We start from the raw sequence: 17,398 nt of genomic DNA, 5'->3' as shown, positions 1-17,398 counted from the left end.
CATGGCCGCTCTTATCCCACCAAATCCGGCAACGCCTTACGCCACCTTCGCCGCTGAAGGCGGCCGGCTCAGCGCGCTCCCAGAAAGCGAATTGATCGGCGCCTACAAACGTTTCGGCGCGATCCTGCTGCGCGGCTTCGATGTCGATCTCGACCGCTTCCGTGATCTCACCAAGCGGCTCTGCACCAGCTCGGTCTTTAACGAAAGCCCGGGCCGCGAAGTGCTCGATCCCGAGCAGAACATCCAAACCGTGAATTTGGGCGACCAAGCGTTTCCTCTGCACCCCGAGCTTTCGCGCGAACCTTGGAAGCCGGACATCTGCTTTTTCTGGTGTATGCAGGCGCCGACAAACGGCGGCCAAACCACGGTGTGCGACGGCGTCGAAATCGTCCGCCAACTACCGGCATCCGTCAAAGACGCGCTCGCCGGGCGCCAACTGCGCTATCGCCAAATGGCGACACCGGCCGAGTGCTTGTTCTGGCTAGGCGCCGCCGAACCCGACGACGCGGCGCTGGCCAATCCGCCAGCCCCCTGCCCCTATTCGTTCGAGCGCGCGAACGGCAAGATCCATCGCTTCTTCGTCATGCCGGCGCTGCACAAGCCAATGTTTTCCGATGAGCTGGCGTTCGGAAATTTCCTGTTCTTCGCGCGCTACTTCAATCGGCTGCGGATTTTTCCGACGTTCGAAAACGGCGATCTCGTTCCGGACGATCTGCTCGATCAGATCAAAGCCGTCGCGGACCGGCTCGAGACCCCCGTGCCGTGGCGCAGTGGCGATGTCGTCATCCTGGACAACACGCGCTTCATGCATGGCAGACGCCCGATCACCGACATCAGCGAACGGCGTATCGCGACATTCTTCGGCTATGTGCGCTTTGCCGAAATCGCCACGCGAGAGAAACAATTCCCATGGCGCTCGGCATCGTTCAAGCCGCCGGTCCTGGCTTAATAGCCCAGTCGCGCGGCCCACTGATTCAAGAGCGGCAGAACCGGCTGCAGCTGGGTTTCATATCGCCTCCACCGCCCGAGCGATCTTGAATAGACCGGCTGCACGACTTGGCGGGCAGAAGGTGTATTGATGTTGCGCTTAAGCGCTGCCTCGCGGAACGCCAGCATCCCCGGTTCGAAATCTAAGCCGAGAAATTGGGTGACGCCTCGCGCGACGCCTTCAAGATCGCCCACGACGCTCTCGTAGCGCACTTCATGCACCGGCAGTCCAAGCCGTTCGCGGCACAGCAATCCCAGCGACATCACATTGTCGTAGTAGGCGGCGGCTAAACCTAGATCGAGAAACTGAACCATGGCGGCATTGATGCCGAAGCGCTGCTGAAAGCACGAAAGCACAACGTCGCGCGGATCGCGGAGCGCCAGAAGGATTTTGGCGCCGGGAAACACACGCCGGATGAGCGGCAGGAAAATGATGTTCAGCGGCAGCTTGTCCACCACCTGCCATTTGCCGACCTTCACCTCAGCGCGAACGCGGCGCCAATATTCGCCGCGGATCGCCTCGATCGCTGCATCGTCAAGGGTCGCGAGCCTTTCAGGATGGGCTGCGACGTCCAAAGCAGATTGCGCAAGATGCTCTCGTTCTTCGATGCACACGAGCTGCGAGTGAGCGGAAAGGATTTGCTCAAGCAGTGTCGTGCCGGAGCGTGGAAAGCCCACCAGAAAAACTGGCGCCGGCGCCTCAGACTGGGGCCATGGCGAAAAGTTTTCGCGCTCTACGAACGCCCGCATGCGAGCAACGCCTTCAGGATGATACGGCAAGTGCGCGGCGCCGAGGTGCGCCTGGTTCAAACTGAGTAAAATGCGATTGGCCTCAGCGAATGCCGCGAACGCCTCGGCAGCGTCCCCGCCTCGGTCGCGCGCATCGCCTACGATGCCCCATGCGAGGGCTTGATTGACCGGGGATCGCGTGCGTTTAGCCACCGATCCGGCAAAGCGCTCGGCTTCGTCAACATTCCCGTCACGCATAGCGAGATTGGCGAGCGTGAGTTCGGCAATCTCGTTCGAAGGATCGAGCGCGAGCGCCTTCGCGGCATGGTCGCGCGCGAGATCGGCCTTGTGGAGTAATTCCAGCGCTTGCGCCAAGCCAGCGTGCGAGACCGCGTCGTCATATCTCAACTTCAGCGCCTTTTCGTATGCGCGAGAGGTCGCAATGGCCTCGCCTGCATTGGCTTCGAGATTGCCGAGATTGCGCCAGCCATCAATCAAACCGCGCTGGCCGGACCGCGCGAACAAGCGGCGCGCCTCAGTGAGTTCGCCTAAGCGGCGGCAAGCAACGCCCAGCGCGTTCAAGATGTGGGGTTGACCAGGTGCGGCGGCATCGGCGCGGCGCAAGTGCTGCTTTGCCGTCTCCACCTCGCCCATCTCAAGCGCGGCTATGCCGGCAATCTGGTTAGCCTGCGCGTCGCTCGGCCTTTCGCGCAGAACCGCCTCTGCGGCTTGTTTCGCGCTTGCAAAGTCACGGCGCGCCAAAAACGCTTGCGCAGCCTGCACGCTCATTTCGGTGTTTCCGGATACGCATCGAGCACCGGCCCTAGCGCTTCCTTCAAAGCCCCGAGATACGGCTCGTAGGGCTTCCAACTATCGAAGCCTTTTGCGCTGATGGGTTGGCGCACCTGCTCGGAGCTCGCGGTTTTCACGGCGCGCTCATTCTCGTGCGGGCGCAGACACTGGTCCTCAAACGGGAGATCGCAATACTCGAGCAAAGCGCGAATGTGCGCTTCAGGGTCGGTCACGAGATGCTCATGGATCACCCGATGGACGCGCCCCGGAAGGACTTCATCATAATGCGCCATCAGGCGCACATAGTCGGCATAGTAACGGCCGATCTCACTCAGGTCGTAAGTGAACAACTGGCCGCGCGCGAAGTGCTGTTTGAAGCAAGACCAACCGCACGCCATAGGATGACGGCGCGCATCAATGATTTTGGCATTTGGCAGAGCCAAATGAATGAGCCCGACGTGCATGAAGTCGTTGGGCATCTTGTTGATGAAGATCGGGCGGCCGAGTGTGCGGTGGAGTTGGGTCGTGCGCAGATAGGTCTCGCCTAATTGCTTGAAACGACTGTGATCGAGATCGGCAACGGCATCGACGAAGATGCGGCCGGCCCGCGCTTCCGCCGGCGTCAGCAAGCTTTGTGACACGAGGTGCATGTCGGACAATTCCGATGTGCCCTCGACCATCGAGTGTGACGCCAGAATTTGTTCAAGCAACGTTGAACCCGCGCGCGGCAGACCGACGATAAAGATCGGATCATTGGCTTGTGAGCCTACACCCGCGCGATCCGCGAAGAACTTTTCAGTGAATACTTCACGGCTGCGATTAACGATGGGCGTGAACCGACCTGGTTCGTAGTTCGATGCCTTCAGGTGAAGCGCCGCGCCTTCACTATAATGTGCAAACGCCTCCGTGGGCTTGCGGTTATCTTCCGCTGCCTTGCCCAACGCAAAGAGGAAGCCAACCTTATCCTCGGCGCCGATATCGCTTCGTTTCGCTTGCGCCTGCATGTGCGCGACATCCGCATCGCTGAACGTGAAGGTCTTGAGGTTCGCGAGGCTCCAATAGACTTCACCCAATTGCGGTGAGAGGTCGCTGGCGCGCCGATAGGCGCCGATCCCCTCCTCTGTGCGATTGAGCGTCTTCAGCGCGTGCGCGTAGCTCAGCCATGACCCCGCACGATTGGGCTCGGATTTGACCAAGGGCTCGTAAATTTCTATCGCGCGGTCGTAGGCGCCCATCGCCATGAACACGGCAGCGTGAAGACGCTTTGTGCCGGCATTGTTGGGATCCAGCAGTACGAGTTGCTGCACTTGGCTCAAAGCTTCTTCCAATTGCGACATGCCAAGTAGAAGTTGCGTCAATGCATGGCGGGCGCGGCGATACGTCGGCGCCAAAGCGATACAACGTCTTAGCGTTGCTTCAGCCTCGTCCGGCCGATCTGCGCGGGCTTGGGCTTCGGCCAGCAAATTGAGCGCCGCGACATCATCAGCGTGCTCAGCGAGATAGGCGCGCACTGCCGCCTCAGCGCTTGATAGATCATCGGCGCGCAGCAACGTCGCCACCTTCACAAGCGTGAGCTCGGCTATGGGCAAATCCGCATGACGTGTGCGTGCTTCGCGTGCGGCTGCCTCATCACCCGCGAGGGACAATTGCAGAGCAAGGTCGCGCCAGATCGTTGGGTGCACGGGCGTGCTCGCAGCGGCGGCGCGAAACGCGATTGAAGCCGCCAACGGCTCACGCATGGCTGCGTAAATGACACCAAGTTGTCTTTGAGCCCCAAACCAAGTCGGATTAGCGGCTGCGAGCGGCGCAACAATCGCGCGCGCACCGGCAAGATCGCCACCGAGACGCAGAGCCTCGCTGAGCAACATCAGCGCATCATTGTTGCTCGGCTCGGCTTGCAGCACAGTCCGGCACAGCGCAGCAGCGCGCGCCGGATCGGCGCGCATGGATTGCATCGCCTCTTTTAGTAGAGCCGGAGTTGCGGTCATATTCAGCGCGCCGCTGCGCGCTCGGCGCGTTCGACAACGGCGGCGATGGACGGCCAGACCGCTTCGATCTCGCTGGCGCGGCCGCGCCACTTGTTGGCGTCCGGCGCAGACACTGTGTGTCGCGCGATCGGCAGCGCACCCTCAATCCGCCGATCCCACTCAAAGCCGACCGCCTCACAAAGACGCGTTACTTCGGCGTTCGGATCAGCCAGCAAAGCATCATAGTTTGCCGTGACCCAGCGATCGGGGGCCAAGCGGTCCAAGGCATCGAGCATGACTGTCGTTGCGGACGCCCATTGGCCGGCGACGACACGCTCAAGCGGCTGACCGATGAGATCGCGCCAACCGGGCGTCAAAAGGAACGACCATTCACGCTCGCCGGTCCAACCAGGCAGATTGCGATACATGGTGAAGCGGCCGGACTCCCAGCCCTCCATCATCGACGACAACACTTGATGCGGATCGCGGTGGAGATAGATAAAGCGCGCTTCCGGAAAGACCTTAGCCAAGAATGGAATGCGAAGTGCATTCTTTGGTGTCTTTTCCAACATGCGGATGCGACCCGCGGGCGGCGGAGCGCCGTCGCGATCGCGCAAAGTTTGCTCGAAGCGCTCGCGCAGCATCGTGATGATCTCGGGACGTGCGTGGCTTTCGTCGAGGCAGTTCGAATCGAAATTGGCGGCCGGAATGCCAAGGCCGCGCACGCCTTCGATGATGCCGTGGCTTTCGCCGCCCACCGTATAAACATTCGGCGCGTTCGCGAGTGTCTCGAACAAAAGCGAAGAGCCAGAACGCGGCGGATTGACGATGAAGATCGGCCGATCGAAGCGCCGATCGCCGGCGCCTGTGTTGATGCTCGGCGCGGCGGGCGCTGGCGCGGAGGCCGCAACTGGCGTCGCCATCGCCGCTGCGGCGTCGTGGCGGGTTTCACCCACGAGGTCCTCGCCCTTGTCGCTGAGCGCCGGCGCGATGACGAGCGCAGTCAAGGTTGCGTAGAGATCCGAGCCGTTGCGAAGCTTCACTTCATGCGCGCGCGCCGAGCGGATTTGACCACTAAAATCTTCCAACGCCCGGCGATAGCGAGGCCAACCCGTTTTGCACTCTCCGTACGTGGACCAGAGCGCACGCCACACATGAGTGAAGTGCGAGGCGGCGTGAGCGACGTACTGGAACTGCGGGTGGTTTTGGGTGGCTTCGCGAAACAAAAAGTCGACGTGGTTTTGGATTTCCCATGGGGTCATCACCACGGGCATATTCTGACTCTCATACTCGAGCTGATCGATGGTGGCGCCGTTGCGCTCAAAGTTGCGGGCGACCCAATTGGGCGCTTCGCGTTCGGGCAAACGGCCGGCGGCGGCGAGATTCCAGAAGCCCTCGCCTCCCACTGTATCGGCGACGAGATGGATGCGCTTGCGCTCGGCGTCGTTGAGCACGCGATGACGCGAGAAGGTATCGAAGATCCAGCACTCGCCTTCTGCCATATTCACGGTGAGACCACCGCAATGGAAGCTGACAGTCGGCTGCGTCACGATCGGCACGTGGATGCGCATGCGATCGCGCCAGTAATAGTGGATGTCGACGTGTGGTGTGACTTCAGCGCCGCCGGAGAGACGCATCAGACGCGTACGGCCAAGCGAAGCGCCAAAGCTTGCGAGCACCTCAACGAGGTAGGGGCATTGCTTGAGATATTTCGTCGCCGCCATCTGGCCCGCGAAAGACTCGTTTTCAGGCTCACCATTGATCGAGATCAAAGGCAGAAAATCGTTGCCCTCGAAACGCTGCGGGTGCGGCAGCCAACATTCTTCGCCGAAGGCGAGGACTTCCCTAGCGAGGAGCTCAGCATCGTACTGAAGCGGCAACTGGATAAATCTGGCCTGCAGTCTCATCGATGCGTCCGGCTCGGGGCTCCCCGTGGGTTCGAGGGCTCGTTTATCGCCCGGCCAGAGGGGGCGGCAAGGACAAAAGCCTGTTGAGCCGCGTGCGGTCACGGCCGCCGCCCGCACGAGGCGCAACGGCGGCGGACTTGGCGTGCGTTAGAGCGTTTTGGCGAGCGCTTCGAGTTGGCGCGCGGTTTGACCCCAGCCTTCGTGGAAACCCATTTGCTTATGCTGTTCTTTGATTTCTTCGGTCCAATGGCGGGCGATGGCGCGGTATCTGGTTTTGCCGTTGCCAAGGTCTTCAAAGGTCACCTCCGCGACCATGAACGGACCAGCTGGTTCGAAAGTGGTGGCGTTGATCGCATCGGTGGTGACGATGCGCTTGTTCGGTTCGACCGCGAGGACGATGCCGCCGTTCGGGTATTCCTGGCCCTCGGGTGAGGCCATCACAAAATTAAACTTGCCGCCGGGACGAAGTTCAATGTCGGTGCTTTTGATGGTCCAGGGCTTCGGCGCGAACCATTGTTGGATCAGCTTCGGATCGGCGTAGCAGCGAAAGAGTTTGTCGGCGGGCGCGTCAAGTTCAAGCTCGAGGACGAGTTCGTGTTGGGACATTATGGCGCTCTGCGTTGTGTCTGGTCCGAGGACGAACGGGGCTGAGGTGAACCTACAGCTTGTCGAAATGCTTTCGCGCTTCGACAGGTTCACGTGGACGCGAAATTGGCGACGACGCGCCGCTTCACTTCGCAAGGTTATCCAAGTGCTGACGAATGTGAGCCGCTTCGGCTGGCGTGTTAGCTAGCGCGATAGCTTGATTGAACGCCTTACGCGCTTCGGCGTTGCGACCGAGTTCCTTCAAAAACGCACCACGCGCCCCATGAAAATAGAAGTAGGCGCCAAGTCGATCCGAGAGTGGCGCAATAAGATCAAGCGCGGCTTGGGGGCCGCGCAGCTTGGCGACAGCCACCGCACGATTGAGCGTGATAACGGGCGATGGCGTTCGCCGTTCCAAGGCCGCGTACAGCGCATCGATCTCAGCCCAGTCCGTGTCCGCAGCGGTTTCCGCGCGCGCGTGCAGGCCCGCGATGGCGGCTTGGATTTGGTAGCCGCCGGGATTGCGCAGGCGCATGGCTTTGTCGATCAGCGCAAGACCTTCATGAATAATCGTGCGCTTCCAAAGTCTGCGATCCTGGTCTTCGAGAAGGATGGCGTTGCCCGCCTCATCGAAGCGCGCAGCGATGCGTGAGTGCTGCAACAGCATCAGCGCCAACAGCCCCATGATTTCAGGTTCCGACGGATACATGCGCAACAGCAGGCGCGCGAGGCGAATGGCTTCATCGCAGAGCGAAGCGCGATCGCTGGCGGGATCGGCGGCGGAATAGCCCTCGTTGAAGACGAGATAGATCATCGCTGCGACAGAGGCCAAACGCGCGGCCCGCTCTACGGCGTTCGGCGCCTCGAATGGTACGCCGGCGCCAGAGACCTTAGCTTTGGCGCGCGTGATGCGTTGCTCCATCGCGCTTTCGCCGACGAGAAACGCGCGCGCGATTTGCGACACGGCGAGGCCGGAGACGATCCGGAGCGCGAGCGCGACTTGCTGGGTGGCGGGTAAATCCGGGGGGCAGCAGATGAAGAGCAGCCGGAGGACATCGTCGCGGTAATCGGCCTCGTCGAGGCGCTGTGCGGCTGCGCTCTCTACGTCGCTGAGATCGGAGATTTGATCTTCCTCTGGGAGTTCGGTTTGCTTGGCGCGCCGGCGGGTGACGTCGATGGCGGCGTTACGGCCAACCATGATCAGCCAAGCGGCGGGGTCTCGCGGCGGGCCGTTCTTGGGCCAGTTTTTGAGCGCCCGAAGACAAGCGTCCTGGTAGGCCTCTTCGGCCAGATCGAGATCTCGGAAATAGCGCAGCAGAGCAGCGACGGCCTGGGGCCGGGCGGAGACGAGCGCCGCGTCGATCCAGCCGAGATCCGTCACTTACCGCGCCTCAACCGGGGAGCCCGGATTGTAGAGCATGATCGGGCGAAGCTCGTAGGCGCCGCCTGGATTGGCGGCGGTGAGTTCGCGAGCAAACTCGAGCCCTTCTTCGAGGTTATCGACCTCGATGATGTAGAAGCCGAGGAGTTGTTCCTTGGTCTCGGCATAAGGGCCATCGAGAACTTCGTTGTCCTTCTTGCGCAGTGTGGTTGCCGCTGAGGTGGGCAGCAGGCGCAGGGACGGCTTCAGCTTGCCCTTGGCCTCCCATTTTTCGTGGACGACGTTGAGGCGCCCCATGACGGCGGCGTCCTCCTCCTTGGTCCAGGCGAAGACGGAGGCTTCGTCATTGTAGCAAAGGATGGCGTAAAGCATCGGATAGAGCCTCATAATTGAAGGACGAACGGCCTACCCCCCTTGCCGACAGGCCGTCGAGACTTTCTTCAGCCGGGGGCGAGGCCCCGCAGAGCCATGCCTCGACTTAAGAGACTGCAATGTTCCACCTCTTCGCTTGACGCTGATGCATCTGCTTCGGTTCAACATATTCAAAGGTGGGACGAATGGCGGAAGTGTTCATTGCTGCAGCGCCAGACGCCGACGCACAGGCGGGCGGACTTGCGCAAGCTTTGAAGACTTTGGGCTTCGATGCGGCAGCAGGTGCGCCGGCCGAGGCTGAGATCGCGCAGATTGTGGATGACGCAAAATGCGTCATCGGCCTCTGGTCGCGGGGCGCGCCGACGGCGGAACTCGCAATGCTGGCGGCGCTGGCGCACGAGCGCAAAAAGCTGGTCAGCGCCGAACTGGTGACGGACGCGACGCCTGCGCCCTTCCGTGCGGCGGGCCGTGTGGACCTGGCGTTGCGTGACCGGACCGCGTTCAAGGTGCGCTTCGAGGCGCTGATCGCCGAGATCGACAAGCTCTCGCCCACCAAGGCAAACGTGGCGGCGCTGCCGAGCGTGCTGGCGGTGACGCGATCGGCGCTGATGAAGCGGCGCGAGAGCGGCGGCGAAAAGCAGTTGAAGACGCTGGGCGTGTTCGCAGCGGCGGTTGCGGCGCTGTTCGTTGTGGGCTTTGGCGCGGGGCGCGTGATCAATCTGGTGCGATCGGGTGAGCTTTCGTTCGCGACGGTACGGGCGCAAGCGGCGGCGACCCCAACCTCGACCCCGCCGCCGGTGCTGACCTCAGCGGCTCTGGAGCGCGCGCCTTGGCGCGAGGTTGCAGCGCAGATCGATGAAGCGCTGGCGGCGCAGCTGGTGACACGGGCCGCGGCAGGCGATGCGGACGCGCAGGCACTTTCCTGCCTGGGGCATATGGCAGGCATTTCCGGCTTCCTGCCCAGCCCAACAGCGGCGCGCGAACAATGCGATGCGGCGTCAGCCCAGAACAACGCAGCAGCGCTTTATCTTTCCTGGCAGCTACAGCGCACGGCGCCACACGCAGGCATCGACGAGGCGACTGCGCTGGCGCGGTTGAGGCAAGCGGCTGCCGCAGGCTTCACAGCGGCGCAAATTGATTACGCAGCGACGCTGGCGAACGACCAGGACTCGCAAGCAGAGGCTGGACGGCTTTGGTTGGCGGCGGCGGAGCGCGGCGATCCGCGGGCGCAATTTTTCTATGCGCGCTGGCTGCGCGATAGTCCGGCGGGGCCGCGCGATCCGGTGGCGGCGATCCCGTTCCTGCAGCGCGCAGCGGAGGCCAATCAGCCCGAGGCGCTGCACATGTTGGCGACGCTCTATCGCGATGGGATCGGCGCACCGCGCAATACCGCGGAGGCCAAGGCGCTCTATGCCCGCGCCGCGCAGCAGAACCACGCGCCCTCAATGTCGAACCTTGCCGACATGCTGCGCGATGGTTCGCCCGAGGAGCGAGAACGCTCGATCGCGCTTTATCGCCAATTGGCGTGCATGACCGACGAGCATCAGATTCAGCCACGCGCAGTTGGGCGTCTGCGCGCATTGCAGGAAACCTATTCCTGCAGCTAACAAGCGCAGGATGGCTTGGCGCAAAACCTATGAAGGCGCAGAACCGCAGCGGGTCAACAAATGGCTCGCGAGCGAGGGCGTGTGCTCGCGGCGCGAGGCAGAAGAGCTGATCGCCAACGGTTTGGTGAGCATCGACGGCGCGCGTGTGGACGAGCCGGGACGCAAGATCGAGCGCGGACAGACGATCGAGGTGGCGGATGGGCGGGCGCCAGCAAAAATCTCAATCGCCATCAATAAGCCGGTGGGGTTCGTCTCGGCGCAGCCGGAGCACGACCAAGTGCCGGCGGCGCGTTTGCTGACGAAAGCAAACTTGATCGGACGGGCTGACCCGATGCCGACATCCCGCACTAGTCTCGCGCCACTTGGCCGGCTCGATCAGGATTCGCGGGGGCTGTTATTGCTTAGCGAAGACGGCGTGCTGGCCAAAGCGGTGATCGGAGAAGACTCGAAGATCGACAAGGAATATCTGGTTGGCGTTGCGGGGCAGATTACCGACCAGAAACTCACCCTCCTCCGGCACGGGCTTTCGCTGGATGGTCACAAGCTAAAGCCGGCGAAGGTGAGCGTCACCGAGCCCTATCGACTGCGGTTCATTCTCAACGAAGGACGCAAGCGGCAAATCCGGCGCATGTGTGAGCTGGTCGATCTCGACGTCGTTGATCTCGTCCGCATCCGCATCGGGCCACTTCATTTGGGCGACCTGGCCGAAGGCAAATGGCGGGCGCTAACGGCCGCAGAGCGCGAAGCCCTGGTGCGCGCCGCGCGCTAGGTGCATCCATTCACTAGGACCGAAGCATCTTCGATGCGTGCCCGGTAATGAACCGGCGGATGGGGGGACTTCATGCGCTTTATGCTTTCGCTGCTACTTGCTCTTGCCGGACTTGCCACGTCTGCACAGGCGCTGGAGGTGAGGTTTTATCCCGGAGAGCGGATTTATGCATACGAACTTAGCGCCGCGCATAATACGAGCAGCGTGCTGGCCCATAACATCGCGATCATCAATGACGGGGTAGCGCCGGTTGAGCTGCGCGATGTCACGCTGGAGCTGATGAATGGCGATCGGGTGCTGGATAGCCGGACGTTTGGCGCCCCGGAGCTGACACGGTTCGCCGCTGGCTACGCACCGTTGCAGGCGGCGGGGATGTTGGACACGCTCGCGTTTCAGTTTGGCGGCGCGCAACTTTTGCCTGAAGGGCGCACGCTTTCGCCTGACCTGACGCTCGATCCCGGCGAGGCGATCATGATCACTTCGCAAGTATTTGCGTTCGGCGGCGCGCGCGACCGATTGCGAGTGCGGGTGAATGACGATGCAGGCGAAGGCGCAATCGCGATCCACACCGGCGTCAGTCAAACCATCTTTGCATTCCCACTGCGCGGCCAGTGGTACAACGCCTCCGGCGCGACATTTCATACGCACCATCGCTGGACGCCGATGGAAGAGTTCGCGTTCGATTTCGTGCGCCTCGGCGCCAATGGAAAAACCCACCGACGCACAGGCGAGCGCTTCAACGACTATTACGCATATGGTGAGCCGGTCTTCGCTGCGGCGGCCGGGCGCGTCGTCGCTGTCGTGTCTGACCAGCACGAAGACGCAAGCGCAATGCAGCGCCCGGACGAAACAATCGAGGCTTATTTCGCGCGGCTGCAGGCGGACCAGATGACACGCCTCGCGGGCGGCGCACCGGGAATCGGCGGCAATCAGATCATCATCGATCACGGCAACGGCGAGTATTCGTTCTATGGGCACCTGCGGCCAGGCAGCGTTCGCGTTCACGTTGGCGACACCGTTGAGCGCTTACAGCAGATTGGCGCGGTCGGTTCGTCAGGCAACTCAACTGAGCCACACTTGCACTTTCACGTCTGCAACGCGCCGGAGCTTTTGATGTGCGCGGGCATTCCGGTGAGGTTCGAGCAGCTGGATATCGTGATTCCGGACCCACCGCGCCAACCGCAATCGGGCGACTTCCTTCGCCCGCTGCAATGAGCACACGCCACGGCCTCACAAATGGTTGCGGCGGCGCAGTTCCTGGAGAAGCGCACGATCGAACACCTCAGGCGGCGCCTCATTTAAGGCTTGCACGAAAGTGGTGATGTCCGAGCGGCGATGCGCTTGCTCGAACGAAGCGCCCGGCAGGATGCCGCGCCGGTAGAGATATTCGTCTGAGCGGCCTGTGAGGACGTAGGCTGGCGCCCAATGAAAGCCCGCCGCCTTGGCAAGCTCGTTGGTGCAGTTCGAGACGATGGTGTTGTAATAGCGCGGCGTGTGCGAGAGCGATTGTGAACGTTCAAGCAGATGCGTGAGCAGCATGCGGTTCTGCTCGTCAGTGATATCGACCGGATAGACGAAGACTTCGTGATCCAGCATCACGGCGCGGCGGACAAGAAGATCACGCGCGCTCGCCCAGATGTAGATCAGTTCAAACGCGTTGAACTGGCCGTGAAAGGCTGAATAGTCTTCCCCCTCCTCGCGGCGTGCTTCGATCGTGAGGCCGAGCAGGCGATCGCCCTCGAACTCGAACAACAACAGCGTGTGCGCCGCGAGTTGAGAGCCAGGTTGTGGTTCGAGCATGAACCAGACCCGGCGAAGGTGGTCGAAATTGTAGGACGCAGAGTCCTGGTAGGTGGTGTCGGTCTCGACGCCGTAATCGTAGCTCCAATCACTGACGGGTGAGACGCTGAAACCGGTTTCAGAAATTTCCACCTGCGGCGTGTGGGAGAGATAGGGGTACCAATTACGCACCATTTGCGGTGGGCTCAGCATATTGGCGGCGGAACCCAGCACCAAGATGGCGACAATGCATGCGATCGCCGAGCGCATCGGATTTGCGCCGAACCAGTCGAGAATACGCTTCACGCCCACCTCCGCCTGCGCGTTGAGTCGTAATATGAAGCGCGCCTTAGGTTAAGCGGCGCTTGCGAAATAGGTGGATCGCCCCAATGTCCGTTAGGGCCCCGGACCACTTTCCTGGCGGGGCCTATGCTGGCGTGCTCACACGCGGCGGATCGCGGAATTCTAGGAGGCCCTCCCATGGCTCTACGCATCAATGACAAAGCGCCCGACTTCGAAGCCGAGACCACACAAGGGCGGATCAAGTTTCACGACTGGATCGGCGACAGCTACGCGATCCTATTCTCGCACCCAAAAGACTTCACGCCGGTGTGCACGACCGAGCTTGGCTATTTAGCGAAACTTGAGCCAGAGTTTAGAAAGCGTCACGTGAAGGTCATTGGGCTTTCGGTCGATCCTGTCACCGATCACGAGCGCTGGCGCGGCGACATCAAGGAAGTCACTGGCGGCGACGTGCAATATCCGATGATCGGCGACAGCGATCTCAATGTTGCAAAGCTCTACGACATGCTGCCTGGCGATGCGGGCGACACAAGCCAGGGACGAACGGCGGCGACGAATGCGACGGTGCGTACTGTGTTCATCATCGGGCCGGACAAGCTCATCAAAGCGACGCTGCAATACCCGATGTCGTCGGGGCGCAATTTCGATGAGGTGTTGCGCTTGGTGGATTCCATTCAACTCACAGCCCAACACAAAGTGGCGACGCCGGTGAATTGGAAGAATGGTGAGGATGTCATCATCGTTCCGGCCGTCTCGGATGAAGAAGCGAAGACGCGCTTTCCGGGTGGTTGGAAGACGGTGAAATCTTACCTGCGGATCGTGCCGCAGCCGAAAGCGCCCCCGCGCGAAGGCTAGACATCTCGACGGCCAAAGTCGCGTCATACTGAGCTTGTTGAAGCACGACACGTGCACCGGCGCCCGATCGGGCCGCCTTCGACAGGCTCAAGATGACGCTGGCGGCGGGTCGCCTCCCCTTGCGGGAAGGGTTGAGCTGTAGGAGTCTCCGAGATGAGGAGACGTCCATGATCTTTGAGCAAGTCGCGACAGGCGGCTGCCAGTCGTATCTAATCGGCTGCGGCGACACCTGCACAGCGGCGGTGATCGATCCGGAAGTACGCCAGACCAATCGCTACCAGGCGCTCGCGGCGCAGCATGGCGTGCGCATCCGCTATGTGATCGACACCCACACGCACGCCGACCATTTCAGCGGCTCGAAGCAATTGAGCCAGCTGCTCGGCGTGCCGGTGGTGGCGCATCAGCTCTCGCCTTCCCCGTATGTGTCGATGCGCGTCGATGAGGGCGACGTCATCAAGGTCGGCAACATCCGTCTCTCAGTGCTGCACACGCCGGGGCACACCCGAGACTCAATGTGCCTGGTGTCGAGCGACCGGGTGTTCACTGGCGATGCGCTGCTGATCGGCGCGACCGGCCGCACGGACCTGCCAACGGGCGATCCCGAACAACTTTATGACAGCCTCTTCAACAAGCTGCTGAAGCTCGATCCAAATCTGCGAATCTATCCGGCCCATGATTATAAGGGTCACACTTGCTCGACGCTGGAAGAAGAGAAGCGTTCAAATCCGCGCCTGCAGAAGACCAATCACGATGAGTTCGTGTCGATGATGCGCGCGCATTCACCGTCCATGCCTGAGCATCTTACCGAGGCGCTGCGTGTGAACATGAGCGGCGGCACCAGCGTGGCGCAATTGCTGAGCGAAGCGGCGGCCGAAGTGGCGTTTGTCTCGATGGATGAAGTAAAGAACCGCATCGCAACGGGCGCAAACGACATGATTGTGCTCGATGTTCGCGAGAAGGACCAGTTCGAGTCAGGCCACATTCCGAACGCCAAGCATCTCTCGCGCGGGCAATTGGAGCTGCGCGTCAATGAAGCGTTCCCCGACCCAACAGTACGGATCGTGACCTATTGCGAAGTCGGCAAGATCTCGACTCTGGCTGCAGCCACGCTGCGGCGCATGGGCTTTACACGTGTGCTGGCGCTCGACGGCGGCATGAAGGCTTGGCGTGAAAAAGGTTTCCCAATCGAGGGTGGCGCGCCTCAGGCCTGAATGTCGGCCGTGTCAGGGTGACGGCGAAAGTAGGCGACAGCGAAGGCGCAGCTGGCGCGGAGTTTTCGCTCACTGCCGCGCGCTTCATCTACGACGTGCTTCATCAGCTTTGACGCGTAGCCCTTGCCACGCGCCTCTGCGGGCGTTTCGACATGGAGGATCACGCGAACGCCGGCGAGATCTCGATATTCCGCGAAGGATTGGCCCTCGGGCTCATCGAGCTCGTAGCGGCGCTGAGTGGTGTTGTCGCGAAAGTCGCTCATGATCAAGACATGGGCTTGGGTTGCCACAATTCAATCTTGCGGCCTTCAGGGTCCATGATGTGAGCGAAGGCGCCGTTGGCTTCGTCCGGGAAGTGCTTCACCGGCTCGACGCCCTCGGCTTTAGCCCGCTCGAGGATGGCGGCGAGGTCGTCGACCATCAGATTGAACATGTAGTCTTTGTCGGACGGCGCGAAATAATCGGTGTCGTGCTTGAAGGAGCTGAACACGGTCGCGGCGCCGGGATGCGCGGCGGCGGTCTGCGGTAGGAACAGCGCCCCACCCCAATCGTGAAACTCCATGCCCAGCACGCGGCCGTACCATTCGCGCAGTGCCTCACCGTCACGCGACTTAAAGAACACCCCGCCGACGCCAAGCACCTTTGCCATCTGCTCTTCTCCCGTTAAGCCGCTCGCGTGAACTATCGCCACGCCTTCCACGCCGCCAATCATGCTGACGTCTTAAAGCACGCGGTGCTGCTTTACTGCCTCGATTCCCTGAAGCGCAAAGACACGCCGTTCGCGGTGCTGGATACCCATGCCGGGCGCGGGCTTTATGATTTTACCGGATCGGAAGCAGAGCGCAGCCCGGAATGGCGCGACGGGATCGCCCGGCTTTGGGATTGGCCGGCGCCGCCGCCGCTGATCGCGCGCTATCTCGAAGCGGTGCGTGGCTTCAATGCCGATGGCGCGCTACGGATGTATCCAGGATCCCCGGCTTTGGTGACGACCAGCATTCGCGAGCAGGACGTGCTGATGGCGTGCGAACTGCACCCGGAAGATGCTGGCGCGCTGCGCCGGGCGCTGCCGCGGGCGCCGAATGTGCACGTGCATGAACGCAATGGCTGGGAAGCTTTGGGCGCGCTATTGCCGCCGGCGCAGCGGCGCGGACTGGTCTTGATCGACCCGCCGTACGAAGCGCCCGATGAGTTGGAAACGTCAGCGGCGGCGATACGCGCTGCGATGAAGCGCTTTAGTCACGGCATGTACTTGTGGTGGCGGCCGCTGAAGAGCAGCGCTGCGCTTGATGCGGCCGACGACGAAGTGCGCACGTTCAGCGATCGCGAAACACTGCGTGCGGACCTGTGGGTGGCGACGCCGCAGCGCGAGGGCAAGCTGGTCGGTTCGAGCGTGTTTCTGGTCAATCCGCCGTACGGGTTGAAAGATGCGCTTGGTGAGGCCTTGCCGTTCTTGGCCGACGCGCTGACCAAGGGCCAAAGCGGCTGGCGGCTAACGTAACCTAGGGATCGCATCTAAGCGGACAGGTAAGCCATGACACAAACGCGCCGCCTCTCGGTTTGGGTCTGGGCAATCATCGTGATCGCTGTCGCGCTTTCAGCGCTATCGTTTGTGGCCATGGCGCTTGGCGCTGGGCTCTACATTTTCGGCTCACATCCATAAGAGCGTGACGCATTAAAAGGGCGCGGATCACTCCGCGCCCTTCCCCCTTGCCACGAGCGTCGCGACCTTTAGGCGACGATCATCGCGGCTTGGTTCAGTGTCGCCATCGCCATTGGGGCCAACATCATTGCCGCTGCGATCAGGCAATAAAACTTAGTCATTTGGTGCTCTCCGCTTTGGCCTTGGTCAATCGCGTCATCGCGTTGATCCCAAAATATGAGCGGAAGAGCGGGCGCGCTGTGACGGGTGTCACGCGACCTTTGGGCGCGTTAGTGACCGGGCGGGCGGGTGATGATCGTGAAGCCGACGGGCTCTTTACAGAAGGCCTGCAGCGCCGCCGGCAGCGCGGCTTCAAGCACAGCAACTGTCGGCGCCACCAGAAAGAAATCGAGCAAGTCGGGGGAGCCGGCGCCAAAGCCTTCGGCGTCGCCCTCGTGAATGATGATGATGCGTAGCTGCTTCATGACCTAGATTTAGCGTTTCTGGTTTCGGCG

The 17,398-nt window shown here is 61.6% G+C and carries 18 protein-coding genes; 8 read left to right on the top strand and 10 right to left on the bottom strand.

Features of this window, described 5'->3' with window-relative positions:
- Position 1: 1 nt before the first annotated feature.
- A complete protein-coding gene (locus ATE48_RS14035) occupies positions 2-949 on the top strand; it encodes a TauD/TfdA family dioxygenase (RefSeq protein WP_066772523.1) in 948 nt (315 codons plus the stop codon).
- On the opposite strand, the gene ATE48_RS14030 is transcribed toward ATE48_RS14035, so the two are convergent.
- From ATE48_RS14030 to ATE48_RS14005, 6 genes are all read right to left on the bottom strand, one after another.
- Positions 946-2,505, bottom strand: a complete 1,560-nt coding sequence (locus ATE48_RS14030) for a tetratricopeptide repeat-containing sulfotransferase family protein (RefSeq protein WP_083197358.1) — start codon at positions 2,503-2,505, stop codon at positions 946-948. The genes ATE48_RS14035 and ATE48_RS14030 overlap by 4 nt on opposite strands.
- Positions 2,502-4,496, bottom strand: a complete 1,995-nt coding sequence (locus tag ATE48_RS14025; protein ID WP_066772521.1) for a tetratricopeptide repeat-containing sulfotransferase family protein — start codon at positions 4,494-4,496, stop codon at positions 2,502-2,504. The genes ATE48_RS14030 and ATE48_RS14025 overlap by 4 nt, the downstream gene beginning before the upstream one ends.
- 2 nt (positions 4,497-4,498) lie before the next feature.
- The gene (locus ATE48_RS14020) at positions 4,499-6,382 is read right to left on the bottom strand and encodes a sulfotransferase (RefSeq protein WP_066772520.1); all 1,884 of its coding nucleotides are present in this window, start codon (positions 6,380-6,382) and stop codon (positions 4,499-4,501) included.
- 147 nt (positions 6,383-6,529) lie between these two features.
- On the bottom strand, positions 6,530-6,988 hold the full coding sequence (locus ATE48_RS14015) for an SRPBCC family protein (RefSeq protein ID WP_066772519.1): 459 nt from the start codon (positions 6,986-6,988) through the stop codon (positions 6,530-6,532).
- A 124-nt stretch (positions 6,989-7,112) separates the two neighbouring features.
- Positions 7,113-8,348 (bottom strand): RNA polymerase sigma factor, encoded by a 1,236-nt coding sequence (locus tag ATE48_RS14010; RefSeq protein ID WP_066772515.1) that lies wholly within the window; start codon positions 8,346-8,348, stop codon positions 7,113-7,115.
- Positions 8,349-8,720, bottom strand: coding sequence for a YciI family protein (locus tag ATE48_RS14005; protein ID WP_066772513.1), 372 nt, complete (start codon positions 8,718-8,720; stop codon positions 8,349-8,351). It abuts the gene before it with no gap.
- A 185-nt stretch (positions 8,721-8,905) separates the two neighbouring features.
- Here ATE48_RS14005 and ATE48_RS14000 point away from each other — a divergent pair, with 185 nt between their 5' ends.
- The 3 genes from ATE48_RS14000 (at position 8,906) to ATE48_RS13990 (ending at position 12,311) form a co-directional block, all read left to right on the top strand.
- Positions 8,906-10,327, top strand: coding sequence for a tetratricopeptide repeat protein (locus ATE48_RS14000; RefSeq protein ID WP_066772511.1), 1,422 nt, complete (start codon positions 8,906-8,908; stop codon positions 10,325-10,327).
- Between the two features lie 10 nt (positions 10,328-10,337).
- Entirely contained in the window at positions 10,338-11,096 is a 759-nt protein-coding gene (locus ATE48_RS13995; protein WP_066772509.1) for a pseudouridine synthase, read from the top strand.
- 72 nt (positions 11,097-11,168) lie between these two features.
- A complete protein-coding gene (locus ATE48_RS13990; protein WP_083197357.1) occupies positions 11,169-12,311 on the top strand; it encodes a M23 family metallopeptidase in 1,143 nt (380 codons plus the stop codon).
- 15 nt (positions 12,312-12,326) lie between these two features.
- Here the strand turns inward: ATE48_RS13990 and ATE48_RS13985 are convergent, their stop codons facing one another.
- Positions 12,327-13,181 carry a lipoprotein N-acyltransferase Lnb domain-containing protein gene (locus tag ATE48_RS13985; RefSeq protein ID WP_156767777.1) on the bottom strand — a complete coding sequence of 285 codons (855 nt, stop codon included), beginning with the start codon at positions 13,179-13,181 and terminating at the stop codon, positions 12,327-12,329.
- Between the two features lie 174 nt (positions 13,182-13,355).
- Between ATE48_RS13985 and ATE48_RS13980 the strand changes: the two genes are divergently transcribed.
- The gene (locus ATE48_RS13980) at positions 13,356-14,033 is read left to right on the top strand and encodes a peroxiredoxin (protein ID WP_066772500.1); all 678 of its coding nucleotides are present in this window, start codon (positions 13,356-13,358) and stop codon (positions 14,031-14,033) included.
- Between the two features lie 167 nt (positions 14,034-14,200).
- A complete protein-coding gene (locus tag ATE48_RS13975) occupies positions 14,201-15,244 on the top strand; it encodes an MBL fold metallo-hydrolase (protein WP_066772499.1) in 1,044 nt (347 codons plus the stop codon).
- On the opposite strand, the gene ATE48_RS13970 is transcribed toward ATE48_RS13975, so the two are convergent.
- Together ATE48_RS13970 and ATE48_RS13965 are read right to left on the bottom strand one after the other, a co-directional pair.
- Complete coding sequence (locus tag ATE48_RS13970) at positions 15,235-15,507, bottom strand: GNAT family N-acetyltransferase (protein WP_066772498.1); 273 nt, start codon at positions 15,505-15,507, stop codon at positions 15,235-15,237. The two genes, ATE48_RS13975 and ATE48_RS13970, sit on opposite strands and share 10 nt — an antisense overlap.
- A gap of 2 nt (positions 15,508-15,509) precedes the next feature.
- The gene (locus tag ATE48_RS13965) at positions 15,510-15,893 is read right to left on the bottom strand and encodes a VOC family protein (RefSeq protein ID WP_066775123.1); all 384 of its coding nucleotides are present in this window, start codon (positions 15,891-15,893) and stop codon (positions 15,510-15,512) included.
- Positions 15,894-15,920: 27 nt separating this feature from the next.
- Here ATE48_RS13965 and ATE48_RS13960 point away from each other — a divergent pair, with 27 nt between their 5' ends.
- Together ATE48_RS13960 and ATE48_RS20225 are read left to right on the top strand one after the other, a co-directional pair.
- Positions 15,921-16,742, top strand: coding sequence for a 23S rRNA (adenine(2030)-N(6))-methyltransferase RlmJ (locus ATE48_RS13960; protein ID WP_066772494.1), 822 nt, complete (start codon positions 15,921-15,923; stop codon positions 16,740-16,742).
- Between the two features lie 33 nt (positions 16,743-16,775).
- Positions 16,776-16,904, top strand: coding sequence for a hypothetical protein (locus tag ATE48_RS20225; RefSeq protein ID WP_257756519.1), 129 nt, complete (start codon positions 16,776-16,778; stop codon positions 16,902-16,904).
- Positions 16,905-17,173: 269 nt separating this feature from the next.
- On the opposite strand, the gene ATE48_RS13955 is transcribed toward ATE48_RS20225, so the two are convergent.
- On the bottom strand, positions 17,174-17,368 hold the full coding sequence (locus ATE48_RS13955) for a hypothetical protein (protein WP_066772492.1): 195 nt from the start codon (positions 17,366-17,368) through the stop codon (positions 17,174-17,176).
- Between the last annotated feature and the right edge of the window lie 30 nt (positions 17,369-17,398).

Origin of the sequence: Candidatus Viadribacter manganicus, assembly GCF_001679665.1 — a bacterium.
GTDB classification, from domain to species: domain Bacteria; phylum Pseudomonadota; class Alphaproteobacteria; order Caulobacterales; family Aquidulcibacteraceae; genus Vitreimonas; species Vitreimonas manganica.
Note: the sequence above shows the minus strand (reverse complement) of the source record. Positions and strands in the feature narration are given on the sequence as shown.

Bases quoted from the DNA above. Each gene is read 5' to 3' on its own strand.
- ATE48_RS14035 (WP_066772523.1), top strand. From the start codon at position 2: ATGGCCGCTCTTATCCCACCAAATCCGGCAACGCCTTACGCCACCTTC.
- ATE48_RS14030 (WP_083197358.1), bottom strand. From the start codon at position 2,505: ATGAGCGTGCAGGCTGCGCAAGCGTTTTTGGCGCGCCGTGACTTTGCA.
- ATE48_RS14025 (WP_066772521.1), bottom strand. From the start codon at position 4,496: ATGACCGCAACTCCGGCTCTACTAAAAGAGGCGATGCAATCCATGCGC.
- ATE48_RS14020 (WP_066772520.1), bottom strand. From the start codon at position 6,382: ATGAGACTGCAGGCCAGATTTATCCAGTTGCCGCTTCAGTACGATGCT.
- ATE48_RS14015 (WP_066772519.1), bottom strand. From the start codon at position 6,988: ATGTCCCAACACGAACTCGTCCTCGAGCTTGAACTTGACGCGCCCGCC.
- ATE48_RS14005 (WP_066772513.1), bottom strand. From the start codon at position 8,720: ATGCTTTACGCCATCCTTTGCTACAATGACGAAGCCTCCGTCTTCGCC.
- ATE48_RS14000 (WP_066772511.1), top strand. From the start codon at position 8,906: ATGGCGGAAGTGTTCATTGCTGCAGCGCCAGACGCCGACGCACAGGCG.
- ATE48_RS13995 (WP_066772509.1), top strand. From the start codon at position 10,338: ATGGCTTGGCGCAAAACCTATGAAGGCGCAGAACCGCAGCGGGTCAAC.
- ATE48_RS13990 (WP_083197357.1), top strand. From the start codon at position 11,169: ATGCGCTTTATGCTTTCGCTGCTACTTGCTCTTGCCGGACTTGCCACG.
- ATE48_RS13980 (WP_066772500.1), top strand. From the start codon at position 13,356: ATGGCTCTACGCATCAATGACAAAGCGCCCGACTTCGAAGCCGAGACC.
- ATE48_RS13975 (WP_066772499.1), top strand. From the start codon at position 14,201: ATGATCTTTGAGCAAGTCGCGACAGGCGGCTGCCAGTCGTATCTAATC.
- ATE48_RS13970 (WP_066772498.1), bottom strand. From the start codon at position 15,507: ATGAGCGACTTTCGCGACAACACCACTCAGCGCCGCTACGAGCTCGAT.
- ATE48_RS13965 (WP_066775123.1), bottom strand. From the start codon at position 15,893: ATGGCAAAGGTGCTTGGCGTCGGCGGGGTGTTCTTTAAGTCGCGTGAC.
- ATE48_RS20225 (WP_257756519.1), top strand. From the start codon at position 16,776: ATGACACAAACGCGCCGCCTCTCGGTTTGGGTCTGGGCAATCATCGTG.
- ATE48_RS13955 (WP_066772492.1), bottom strand. From the start codon at position 17,368: ATGAAGCAGCTACGCATCATCATCATTCACGAGGGCGACGCCGAAGGC.